The organism is Sphingobacterium psychroaquaticum, assembly GCF_004421025.1.
Taxonomy (GTDB): Bacteria; Bacteroidota; Bacteroidia; order Sphingobacteriales; family Sphingobacteriaceae; genus Sphingobacterium; species Sphingobacterium psychroaquaticum.
Genome location: NZ_CP038029.1, coordinates 1023621 through 1036821, shown reverse-complemented (window position 1 = coordinate 1036821; position 13201 = coordinate 1023621). Strand labels below are relative to the sequence as shown.

Annotated in this window: 6 protein-coding genes; 1 reads left to right on the top strand and 5 read right to left on the bottom strand. The window is 40.9% G+C overall.

Annotated features, from left to right (window positions below):
• Positions 1 to 3: 3 nt before the first annotated feature.
• The 5 genes from E2P86_RS04350 to E2P86_RS04330 are packed head-to-tail and all read right to left on the bottom strand — an operon-like array spanning position 4 to position 9414.
• Positions 4 to 3159, bottom strand: coding sequence for a SusC/RagA family TonB-linked outer membrane protein (locus E2P86_RS04350; protein WP_134431066.1), 3156 nt, complete (start codon positions 3157 to 3159; stop codon positions 4 to 6).
• Between the two features lie 20 nt (positions 3160 to 3179).
• Positions 3180 to 4220, bottom strand: a complete 1041-nt coding sequence (locus E2P86_RS04345) for a DUF5007 domain-containing protein (protein WP_134431063.1) — start codon at positions 4218 to 4220, stop codon at positions 3180 to 3182.
• Complete coding sequence (locus E2P86_RS04340) at positions 4207 to 4893, bottom strand: fasciclin domain-containing protein (RefSeq protein WP_134431060.1); 687 nt, start codon at positions 4891 to 4893, stop codon at positions 4207 to 4209. Before E2P86_RS04340 ends, E2P86_RS04345 begins: the two co-directional genes overlap by 14 nt.
• Positions 4894 to 4911: 18 nt before the next feature.
• Entirely contained in the window at positions 4912 to 6429 is a 1518-nt protein-coding gene (locus tag E2P86_RS04335) for a RagB/SusD family nutrient uptake outer membrane protein (protein WP_134431057.1), read from the bottom strand.
• Between the two features lie 18 nt (positions 6430 to 6447).
• Complete coding sequence (locus E2P86_RS04330) at positions 6448 to 9414, bottom strand: SusC/RagA family TonB-linked outer membrane protein (protein ID WP_134431054.1); 2967 nt, start codon at positions 9412 to 9414, stop codon at positions 6448 to 6450.
• A 646-nt stretch (positions 9415 to 10060) separates the two neighbouring features.
• On the opposite strand from E2P86_RS04330, the gene E2P86_RS04325 reads away from it, so the two are divergent.
• A complete protein-coding gene (locus E2P86_RS04325; RefSeq protein ID WP_166785143.1) occupies positions 10061 to 13201 on the top strand; it encodes a SusC/RagA family TonB-linked outer membrane protein in 3141 nt (1046 codons plus the stop codon).

The following is a 13201-nucleotide window of genomic DNA, read 5'->3' as shown; positions in this document are numbered from 1 at the left end:
GTGTTAAAACTGAATATTTAAGCCCAATGTATAACTTCTTCTGTTCGGATAACCGTTGGATGAATCACGCCCCATACTCGTTACGAGCTCAGGATCTGGTCCGGAGTAACGCGAAAATGTTATGATATTGTTTGCGGTAAAAAAGAGGCGTAAGGAACTAATACCGAACCTTCTGATAAACTTCTCCCGATCAAAGTTGTAGGACAGCGTAGCCGTCTGAAACTTCACGTAGGAACCATCCTCCATAAACAAGGTTTGATCGTAACGGTATGGGTTGTAAAAACTATTACGCGTAAAATCAAATGGATTTGGGAAATATGCATCATCACCAACCATCCGCCACACGTCGTATTGATCTAATGGTACCAATGCGCCTGGATTCTCATCCTCTCCTTGGTTTGATGGGTTAGAATAATTTCGGAAGCGATCGGCTAATGCATTGTTCAGGATATCCCGTTTTATGCTATACACAAACTGCGTGTTTATTGCCCACTCCTTATAGCGGAAGAAAGAACTAAAACCACCCGTAAATAAAGGCAATGAATTTCCTACATACACAAAATCGTTTTCATCCAAAATATAATCTCCATTGATATCCGTCCATATCGGGTCACCTGCACGGAAGAAAGCTTCCTCGTTAGTTGCTTTTCCAGAGCGGTAGCGTAAGCCCGTCAGCGGGTTTACTGGGACATCCTCATCCGATTTATATACACCTTTATAATGCAGCAAGACATTTGTACGCGAATTTAGCCCCAGGCGAAACAGGGTCGTTAAATTGGTGACGTTCGGATCTACTTCCGTAAGCTGGCGTACCCCATCAGGTAAAGAAGTCACGTAATCTCTATTAATAGCACCATTCGCACTAATGCTGAAATCCCAATCTTTAGTACTGAATTTAGGGCGATAGGTCAGCATAAACTCATGTCCCATGTTCACCATCGCCGTTTCATTCGTCATAACCTCCTGAAAGGCATTGTGATTGGCAATTTTTTTAGTTCGTAACTGCTGATCTGTTTGCTTATAGTAATTTTCATAAACAAGCTGTAACTGACTGTTGAAAAACCCTAATTCCAAAGCCCCTCCTAACTGGGTAGTTTTTGTGGGTAACAATTCGATATTTGGAGCTGTCTTCATACCCAGCTCCGTAGAAGGTCTATTGTTATACGTTCCACCACTGGTATAGCGACCATATACATCATACACACTTGCTCCAGGAGAGATGTTCTTACCCCAGCTTCCACGTACCCAACCATAGGATAACCAATCAATATCTTGCATAAAAGATTCTTCTTTAAAGTTCCAACGGAGACCCAAAGAAGGGTTATGCGACCAAGGGTTAATATTTCCCGTGGCCGACGAACCATCAATCCGATACGTAAACTCAGCAACATAACGCGAGTCAAAGTTGTAGTTCAATGCCCCAGAATAACTAAGTAATCGACCTTCCGAAATATTGTTCAGCGTACCACCTCGTGAGTTACGGGTATCGTACCCTAAGCCTACTGTTATTTGGTCGCTCGGTGTTCCTCGCATCCGCATTGCATCCGCACGGAAGGAGTTAAACTCCACCTCCGTGAAACCAAAAAGCAAGACATTGTGTTTCTCGGCAAATGTCTTCGTAAAAGAAAGCATGGTCCGGTTGTACAACTTGGTTCTACGATCATTGTAGGAATACACTTCCGAGCTGTTGGCATTCAGTGCTTCAGGCAAGTAACGATCCTTGGTTGAAAAATTGTAATTATATTGCAGCGTTGTGGTCGCCGTAATCCCTTCAATAGGCTGGTACTGTAATTCTACCTGATTGACCACATTGGCCGTTTTGTTGTCATCCTCTATGGTCAGTGCAGCGAGGGCCGCATTACTTGAGGATGAAAAAGACGGTGAAGGCATGAGCGATGAAGTATTGGCAGCCTGTCCTACCCCCGATTGTGAAAAGGCGTTACCACTACCCACACTATTTTTCCCCAAACTGGTATTGATGTTAGCCGACATCATAAACTTCGGACTTGGCCTATATTGCATATTCGTCTGTAAGGTATAGCGATTAAAACCTGTATTCTGGATAATCCCTTTCTCTTGATAGAAACCACCATTTAGCTTATAGTTGAACTTTTGATTACCACCCGATACGTTAACGTTCTGCGAATGATTCAGTGTATTTCTGTAAAACCATCCTTGCCAATCCGTAGAGTTATTGTAGTAGGCATTTAAACTATCCGCCAAAAATGGTGTGTCATTTACGCGTTTCATCGCAGCAACATACGTAGAGTCGTACTGCATAATTTGCCATACCCGTAGGCGACGTTCTGCTGCTCCACCGATCACATCACGTAAGCGCGGCACGGTGTTCACAAAAAATTGAGAAGTATATTGTACGATTGGCACGACGGAGTTACCACGCTTTGTGGTTACCAAAATAACCCCATACGCACCTCTGGAACCGTAAAGAGCCGTCGCTTGCGCATCTTTAAGTACCACGATATCCTGAATATCTTCTGACGGGATCAAGGACAACGGACTGATGCCTGGTGATGCTGATTGGAAACCATATTCATAGCCTGTATTTTCATCCAGAGGCACCCCATCGATTACAAACAAAGGTGACGTTGGCGTCAGGAACGCATCGTTTCCAGAACCTTGGACATTGATGTTAGACACTCCACGGATAGCCATTGAACCGCGCATCCCTGGTGTTCCGTTGTTCAACTGGATATTTAAACCCGCCACTTTACCCTGTAAAAGATCCGTAAAGCTTGCCGCCGGAATATCCTGTATCTCCTTACCGCTAATGACCACGGCCGAACCTGTCAACGTTTCAGCCTTACGCTTTTGATAACCGACAACCACTGCACCATCGATCACACGATCATCTGTCGTCAGGGTAACTGTATAGGAGGTACGTCCTTCCTGAATCGTGAGGCGTTGTTCCTGGAAACCCATAGCTTTGAAAATCAGAACTGATTTCGCAGGCACAGAAGCCTTAAACGTTCCATCCCCATCTGTAGAAGTTAAAGCGCGTCCCGATGATGCCAAGAAAACGGTTGCTCCCTGTACAGGCCCGTTTTTGTCCTGCACTTTCCCCGATATACTAACTTGAGCATACACCCCTTGTATACTGAGAAGGAATAGCACCAGTAAAATACTATATATTTTTTTCATAATTTTTCTCTTAATTGGTCTTATTTTTCGTCCGCAAACTTTGGTGTTTCTCCTCTAAATCTAAATTGGATTTCCCAGTGTCCCTCTTCAAAAATGGCGAACTGCAAACGTATTTCTGACTCCTGACGGAAACCTCCAAAACCGACCCTATGGTAGCGGAAGGCAACATCTGCTAGATTCCCATCATCCGTAGTATAGCGTGTTGGCTTCGTAATCAACGGCATTGGATACGCTACTTTATAGACCATTTTATGGTTTACCAGCTTTCTATCGAACCCATGTACTAAATTGTCCCAATCGGTCATGTTAAACAGCATGGGATCCACGGGATTATTCAACGAATCAATAAAACTGAATGTCAAAGAACTACCGGGTTCTTTATTGTCGATATCTTTTCGAAAATACACAGGTACCGTAGACGAATAAATCAATTCACGCTCCCCATAAAGATTAACGGTACGTGTAGGGAATACAAATGAATTCAATGCCACACCTGTCACCGGGTCGTAAATTGAAGGCATATAAGGGCGCTCCTTGTAAGGCTTCAACTTCAAGTTACGGATAAACTTGCGTCCTCCTGAGTTCTCTACCTGTACATCGAAAACATAACCGGAATCAGGAACGGTATTTACGATATTCGAATTCCCACTATCCCAAAACATCAGATTTCCCGAGTTTTTGCCAATTTCCAACATCGGACGATATTCAATTTTCCGTTTAGCCTCAATCTCTGCCAATGACTTTTCATTTCCCAAGTAAGCCTTGGTCCACACTTTCACGGGAAACTTATCCAACAATACCGTAGCCGGTTCTCCTTTCGTTGTCCGCACATTCACCAACGAAAAGTTCAACGGCTGCGAGGTATTGGTTCCCACATACGCTGCGTTTTCGTATATCGTTTTTCTCCCAAGCGTTGGTGTCAACTCTTTGACCGAGTAATCTACTTCGTCTCCCAGGGAGTCTCTATTTTCCGGGATATATTTTTTACATCCTGTTACGATCATCAATGCAATGATATACCCCAGGAATAGTCTATTGTTTTTAAGCTTATTGATCTTCATCTGTTTGGGAGAATTTGTTGGTTAATTTGTTAAAGCCAAAGTCATGTCCTGAACTGAGCGTATGGATCACGCCATTTTTTGTTTTCAAGTTTACGGCAGAGGTATTAATTGTTTTCCAATAACGCTGAAAAATCGAGTTGTTGACATCACTAAATGCAATTTGTTGCTGACCACCATTTACTAGCCCCGAAGCGTCTGTTACCGTATAAAGCATATGCATTTTATATGCAAACCCAAAGCTTTCAACAGTTTGCCCTTCATCGAAAGGAGCTAAAAACTCTGTATCATAGGCTTTCGGCAATATGTATCGGGAAGTTATTGAGTCGAGTTCTACCTGATCAAGATCTTCCAAGTACATCGGTCTTTTACCCGATAGTGCACGCGCGTTGTTCATTGCGCTAATCGCAATCTCAAAGCTCCGGTTGGTGACAGCAAACAAGGTTAAATTTTTACTTTCATCCCCTAGTGTTTGACGTAATGTCGGCAGGCGATCAAGCACCAGAACCAAGGAGTCAAAGACCGTTGGTTGCGATTCAATATATTGTAAAATCGTACCGTCGAAGGTCTGTGTTTTGTTTTGATAATCGTAGTAATAGTTATCTCCTTTGGTACATGCCGTGAAGGCTACCAGTAGCATGATTAACGTGGTTATATAATAAGCTGTTCTTTTCATAATTGTGCTTCTAAATGGTTATTTCCAAAAAGCGTTTTGCTCCAATTTCTTATTGTTGTTCAACACCTCCTGCGCAATAGGCCAGTAGATTCCTTCTTTCTCGATCATCTCTTTGATTTTAGGATCAGCTCCACGCAGTCGGTTGTAACGCACCAAGTCATACCAGCGCCAACCTTCACCCATCAGCTCTCTTCTTCTTTCTTGAAAGATGGCCGTCAGTAAGTCCTCGGAGGAGGCGTCCGTATATCCTTTCATTTTACGTCCAGTCTTCACGACATTCAAAAGACGTGTAGCTTCCGCATCTTGCTTTAGTACCGCCAAAATTTCAGCACGTAATAAAGTCATTTCCTCTAGCCGCGTGAAAAGCAATGTAGACCCATAAACAGCATAAGAAGGATTTGATACTCCACCGTCGCGCAGCACTTTAATCTTACTGAAGATGGGCACCTCCCCGCTATAATTGGTAAAATAATTTGTACGTGTTAATCCAGAAATTGTATCAATACCAAAACGTGTATCATTCGGTTCTGGGAACAGGGAAATAATTGTGTCCTTAGGCACATACAATGCGGGGTGTTTTTTGTACACCAATGGTTCTGCTAGCGTTAGATCTTCAATATGCCCCGTTACGGTTGCCTCACTCAAGGAGAATGGAGCAACGATTCCCAAAATCCGACCGTAAGCATATTGTTGAGAAAAGATCCCGTTTGATCCGGTCAAGACATCAATGGAAGAGTACGAAACACCGATCCGTGCATAATTATCCAGCACAAACTTAGAGTATGCATCAGCCTGTATATAACGTTGTCCCCAGACAGCTACATGCGAGAGCAGACTATAGGCCGTAATCTTATTAAATAAGGCACCATACCACACCCCAAAACCTTCGTTATAATACTCTTGTGTTCCTAGACTATACACATACGGCAAGTCCTCTGCGGCCTTTAGGAGCTCACTCTCCGCATAGTCTAAGATCGTGGCGACACTGTTTTTAGGTCTTTCTAAAAACTCACCGTTATCAAATGAGCTGCGTAATAGCGGTAGATCGCCCCAAATACGAGTCATATAAAAATACATGAAGGCACGTATCGCCCGGGCTTGCGCAACATCCCATTTCAAGTTAATTTCTGTATACCGTTTATCTTTTTCTAAAACTTCAGGAGCACGTTCTATAAAGAGCGACGCCGCATTGATTACCGCATAAAAGCGGCGCCAGTTCGTCAATGTTTTCATTAAGGGGTAAGAAGCTTTTAGGTCGTGCTCATGAATAGCATCTAAATCAGCCCGCGTATACGAATGGAAATCACCAGCACGTAAATCCCCATAAATCCAGTGTCCATTTTCTTCATATAAAGCCGCGCGCATCAGTCCATAGATCCCCATCAACCCGGCTTTAGTATCCGAGATACTTTGCCACTGCAACTGCTCCGAGGCAACGTCAGCAGCTTTTTGGTCCAATTGCTTTTCACAGGAGGTAAATACCACCGCGGTACTTACCATCACAGAAAGCAATGTATAACGTATTAATCTTTTCATCTTGGTTAGTTAAAAAATCTATAGATCAAGTTTAAGGCCTAGTGTATAAGTTGGTGCTAAAGGAAGTCCATAGCCTGTATAGTATCCATTGAACTCTACAAGCTCTGGATCTCCTCCAGAGAACTTCGTCCAGGTATGTAAATTCGTACCTGACAAATAGATGTATGCTCTACGTAAGGATCTAAAAGTATTCTGAGCCCCTTCAATACGTGCTAAGTCATAACCTAGCGTTAACGTACGAAGCTTTAAGAAACTAGCATTCTCTAGGAACAAGTCTTGTTCGACACGATAAGGAACAACACTACTCCATGGATTATAGATGGGATATTTACTGATATCTAGATCTTGTTGCCAGTGATAAATTTCACGTACAGATTGAATACTGTTATTACTTTCATTATTGATGAAATCGTAGCGTGATGCTGCTCTATTATTTAAAAGCTTATGACCCGCGGCAAAATACAACTGAAACGATAGGTCAAAATTCTTATAACTAATCTGATTATTCCATGCACCAAAAATCTTTGGTGAAGCCTGTCCTGTCATCACCTTATCGTTGTTATCGATGTTGAAATCACCATTTACATCTTTCCATTTCGGGTCCGATACATTTAGGTAAATTCCTTCAAACGCCATTTTACGTCCATTCTGTACCGGAATTTCAGCTTCGCTATTATAAATTCCTTCATTTTGATACAGCCAAAACTGATCAACCGGCTTCCCTACTTGTAATTTACGGTCTCCAACAATCAATTCATCTAGACCATTAGGCAAAGCACGTAATGTATTTTTATTTGCCGAAAGGTTTACAGACGTGTGCCATTGTAGAGTACTTTTTTTCGGTAGCACGTGTGCCCCAACATAAAGTTCAACCCCGCGGTTGCGAACGGATAAACCGTTTAAATGTTGTCCCACATAACCATATTCGCTAGGAATAGGCACAAGCGTAAGTTGATTTTTATCGTCTTTATTGTATATAGAAACCCCGACAGAAAGACGGTTTTCGAACCAATCTGAAGCCACCGATAAGTTTAACTGATCCGAGTAGGGCCAATCGATACCATATCCAATCCAACCTGTATTATATGGTCTGGAGATGCCTGCAATACCGTTAAATGAAACCAAGCCAGGCTCCGTGCTCCAGCCCATATTAGAGGAATACTGCGGACCCGTCGCATAGCGAGATCCAGACACAGGGCGTGCAATGCGCGCTGCACCTAAATCAACTTTCAAGGCAGACAAAATCTCTGTATCTTTCAGCAAATGCTCTTTTAAATTCCATTTAATATTCGCAGCAGGTGTAAATAACCAACGGCTATCCGGCTGCATCGTCGATGCCCCATCTAGTCGAAGCAACAAAGACGCATCTAAAATTTGTCCATAGCTATATTTTGCCGTACCAAAAAAAGACTGCATCCGGTATTGGTCCTTATTGTTCCAACGATATACATGAATACCACCTTTTGGCTCTAAATAATCAGCGTCGTCGGTTTTACCGTTAACCACATTGATTTTCACGAAATCATTTGGCCCATCATAAGCTTTGGCGTAGTTAAATCGATAAAGATCCATCAGATATTCACTAGAAAGTGAAAAATTCAGGTTTTGCTTTTCCTTGAGTGGTACGAGATAATTTAAGCTATTAGAAAAAATCAAGCGTTGTGTGTATCCAAAGTAATTCGACACATAATTGCTTCCCTCCATCAAGGTAGACGGCCAGAAGATATCCCGGATACCTTCGGTATAATCAATAGACAATTTCGAAGAATAGGATAGATTTTTTAGAATTCTAAATTTAAAATTCAAATATCCATACACGCTATTTAATGTGTTGTTATTTAAAGACTTACCGTATTCATCAAGGTAATAGGCATATATTTCTCTATTTGGGGATAGAGGAGTAGAAAGGTCTGGTAAGTAAGCCGTTTCGGCAAATTGATCTCGCAAGCTTCGGTTTCTTTTTCTTTCCGACTTATTAGCATCGACAAAAGCAGATACGGTGAACCATTCGAACGGAGCCATATTTACGCTAAAAAGCGCATGATAGGTTTTAATATTTGTATCATCCGCTACAGCTCCATTTCGTTTATGGCCTCCAAAAAAACTAAAATTAGCACGCTCTGTACCGCCTGTAAGACTCATGTCTAGCGCATACAGGGAACTATTTTTGTAATACAGGTCTTGCCAATTGGAGGGACCATAATAATTGATGTTCGTGGAGTCTGCGAGATAGCCCGGATATTTCAAACGATCCTCTAAATCGCCATGTTTAGCATAAAAAGGTTGGCGAAACATGTTTTCATATTCTGCGTTCACCGGTGTAATAGATGGTTTTTGACTAAAGCCATAGTAGCTGTTAACACTCAATTCACGCTGTCCCGATTTACCACTATGGGTTACGATCCATATAGCTCCATTAGCGGCTAATGGTCCTAGTTCAGCTAATTGAAGCGGATCTTTAATAATCTCGATTGATTTTACTGCATTCAAATCGATTTTTGTAAACAGATCTGTTTCAGGACCTATCTTACGATAATTATAACGTTGCACATTGAAAGCAAAGTTATTTTCTTGTCCCATCGGAATTCCGTTGACAAAAATGGTTGGTTGTACTCCATTTAAATCACGATTGGAAAACAAAGGACTAGAAAGTCCGCGCCAAACCATATTTTTTAAGCTCCCCGGTTCGCCTGAGTTTTCCTGTACATACACGCTGTTTACATATCCCTTGACATATTGGGCGCCACTAATAAAGGGATTTAGGTTCATCACTTTGATGTCCACGGAGTCAGCAACGCCTTTGCGCTGCGCCAGCGTGCTCATACTTCTCATCAGACTATCGGCAATCTCAGGGGATAGTTCCTGCTCGGTTGTATCGACCTGGATAAGTAGCGCAACAGACTTCGAGCTCTCAAAAGCGGTTGCATCGATACTAAGAAAGCATAAAATGAACGCACAAATAAATGAGTACTGTTTTCTTATCATAATATAAATAATAAACTTTATGGTTAGTAAAAGTTATCTGGTTAGTAGAAGGCTGGTTGAGCACTCAAACTGCTTCAATTTTAAGTAAAAGAAAAGCGAATAAAAACTATAAGTGTAACGAAAACGTTTGCGCAATTTTACGCAAACGTTTCCGTAGAAAAAGTTGTAACATCATTTTTAAAAATCTGTAAATCAGTAGTTTATGTGTTTTTAGAAAAATATGTTTTTATCAAAACAAACGATTGATTTCAGGAACAAACAAACAATTTTACCTTTTTAATAAAATTCGAAAAGAAGAAGCAAATCAATTAAAAATTAAAATCAGTTTTTGTAAAATAGCCTTAAACATTCCATAGAAATACAATGATATTTGACGCTCTATTTCTTCTTTCCAAAACCGAGATGGAGCGTCTCCACTTCGAAAGAGAAGCAATAAACAGAATTCTTATTTACAACATTTGTTACAATTTTGTTACAAAGCCAATTTGGTGTAAAAAAAACAATCGATTGCGCTATTTAAACAATCGATTGCTTTGCTCATTTGATTTGTCCCTGTGTCCTAATGTATTATTTTAGATGGACAAGAAAACTGATTTTAACCACTAACTAAGTAAATTATTAACTAATGATTAGACCCAATTTCGAAATGAAAATTGAGTCATTATTATGTCGAAAGTTGTACAAAAGTAGTTGTCTAGTAATGGTGCTCGGATGCACTTTATTAACACAACCCAATAACGTATCGGCCGCTAATACGACTCTATCAAGTGTCAAGAGCACTCTTTTTCAACAAGACCAACTAATTACTGGTTTAGTGACCTCATCCAATAACGAGCCTTTACAAGGGGTAACTATTTCGGTTAAGGGCAATACCAAACTTGGCACCAGTACGGATGCGAATGGACGATTTGTTCTAAAAGCTCCTAAAGGCGCAATTCTACAGTTTTCTTTGGTTGGCTTCTCGACACAGGAAAAACCAATTGATAGCGAAAAGGATATTACTATTATCCTTGAAGAAGATTTAGCAGGTATCGAGGAAGTTGTAGTCGTAGGCTTTGGTACACAAAAGAAAGAAAGTACCGTTGGTGCACAAGCTACGATAAAGCGTGAAGAACTAAAAGTTCCTGTAGCCAATCTATCGACAGCAATTGCTGGTCGCCTAGCAGGGATTGTAGCCACGCAGAGAGGTGGGGGCCCTACATCGACTGGTGCAGATCTATTCGTTCGTGGGGTAGGTACCTTTGCCTCATCACCGCAAACGCCCTTACTTGTTGTCGATGGTGTACCCGACCGAGATATCAATAATATCGACCCTGAAGATATAGAGAGCTTTACCGTGTTGAAAGACGCCACGGCAACTGCGGTATATGGAACACGAGGTGCAAATGGTGTAATTATCATAACGACTAGAAAGGGAAAGGCTGGTATTCCACAAATTTCAGCTGAAGTACAAAGAGGTATGACCGCATTTACCTACATTCCCAAATTTGTAGATGCGCCTACTTTTATGAGGTTATACAATGAAGGTCAAACCATGCGCGGTAAATTACCGTTCTATTCAGAAGAGACAATTCAGAAACATATTAGTGGGGAAGATCCTGATTTATATCCAAATGTAAATTGGTATGATGTCTTATTTAAAGATTACGGTTCTAATAATAGAGCGAATCTAAATGTTACGGGAGGAGCAGACATTGCACAGTATTATCTATCATTGGGATATTATTCGGAGACAGGCCAATTTAAGACGGAAGATATTGACACATACAATTCCGAATTAAAACGAGATCGTTTTAACTTCACGAGTAACTTAAATATAAACCTAACAAAAACAACAAAAGTAGCATTTGGAATCAACGGTTTCTTGATGAACTACAATAGACCAAATGCGGGTGACAATGCGATCTTTTCTTTAGCAACACAATTTGCTCCACACATCACTCCTGTACGTTATTCAAATGGACAGTGGCCATATCTTGCTGGTACGACTATAAACCCCTACCAAGCAATGACGCAGTCCGGTATTCAGAACACCTATGAGAATGCTATACGTTCAAATCTGAAGGTTACCCAGCAGTTAGATTTCCTGACCCAAGGGCTAAGTCTATCTGGAATGTTCGCATTTGATGTAAACTTTGAAAACAATCTTCATCGCGGGCGTGTTCTACCGGGATATTTCGCGGAAGGCAGAGATGCTAACGGAAATCTACTTACGCGTTTGACCAGGGAGGGAACAGAAAGTCTTAGTTTTCTTTTCACTAGATTTTCAAAAAGAAGACTATACCTAGAATCCTCGTTGAATTACGGTCGTACGTTTGGTCAACATGAAGTTGGCGGGCTATTACTATTTAATCAATCTGATTATTCGGATGGATGGAGAGATGCTGATACCTATATAGAAGTAATACCATACAGACAACGAAATTTGGTAGGCCGAGCTACATATGCTTATGATAAGCGTTACCTTATGGAAGCAAACTTCTCCTATTCGGGTTCGGACAACTTTGACCCTAACAATAGATTTGGTCTGTTTTCGTCTGTTGGTTTAGGATGGAATGTTTCGAACGAGCGTTTCTTCGAACCGTTAAAAGAAGTAGTTAATCACTTTAAATTACGCTATTCTTACGGAACCTCAGGAAACGCAAGTTTGCAAAATTCTAATTTTCGTTTCTTATACCTGTCACAATTCGGAACATCTGGAGAATATACTTTCGGCTCACCTGGTTCAACAAGAACCTTCACGGGATATAACGAGACTTTGATTGGCTCGCCAGTAAGCTGGGAGACTTCTTATCGACATAATCTAGGTATCGAATTAAACTTCTTAAACAATGAACTTCAATTAATTACGGAGCTCTTTAAAGAAGATCGTAAAGACATCTTACTGAGAGACTTGCAACTCCCATATAATTCAGGGTTTACCTCAGGGAACCTCCCATTCTTAAACATTGGGCAAACAAAAAATCGTGGTATTGATTTGACCTTGGAATATAACAAGAAATTTGAAAAAAGCTTCATTATGGCTCGAGGTACTTTTAACTACAACATAAATGAAGCCGTAAAAGACAATCTTCCACCATGGCGCCACGCTTATCTAGACCGAGATGGTCACCGTATTTCACAAAGGTTTGGGTATATAGCAACCGGTTTGTTTAAAACAGATGAGGAAATTGCTAACGCAGCCGTACAAGCAGGAGATGTTAGGGTTGGTGATATTCGCTATAAAGATCTAAATGGTGATGGTGTTATCAACTCAAATGACCAAACAGCTATTGGCTACGGGGATGTTCCGGCAATCATCTATGGTTTAACGTTAGGCGGAGGATATAAAGGTTTTGATCTAAGTTTATTCTTTCAAGGAGCTGGTATGGTGGATCTTAACTACAGTAATGGTTTTGCTGTAAATCCATTCCAGAATGGGCCAACCTATGGAAACTTATATCAAACAGCAGTCGACAGATGGGATCCAAACAATCCAGATAAGGAAACATTTTATCCACGTATGTCAACTTCAGAAACTATTACAACAAACTATCAGACAAGTACCTGGTGGATAAAGCGTTCGGATTACTTACGCCTAAAACAAGCCGAAATCGGTTACAACTTTACGGACAAAGATTTACTTAATCGACTAAAAATAAAGAAACTAAGACTTTTTGTCAATGGATTTAACTTATTCACTATTTCAAAATGGAAACACTGGGATCCAGAAATTGGTGATGGTCGTGGTGTCACTTACCCCAATACAAGAGTTTTCAATGCTGGTGTAAGATTAAACTTTAATTAA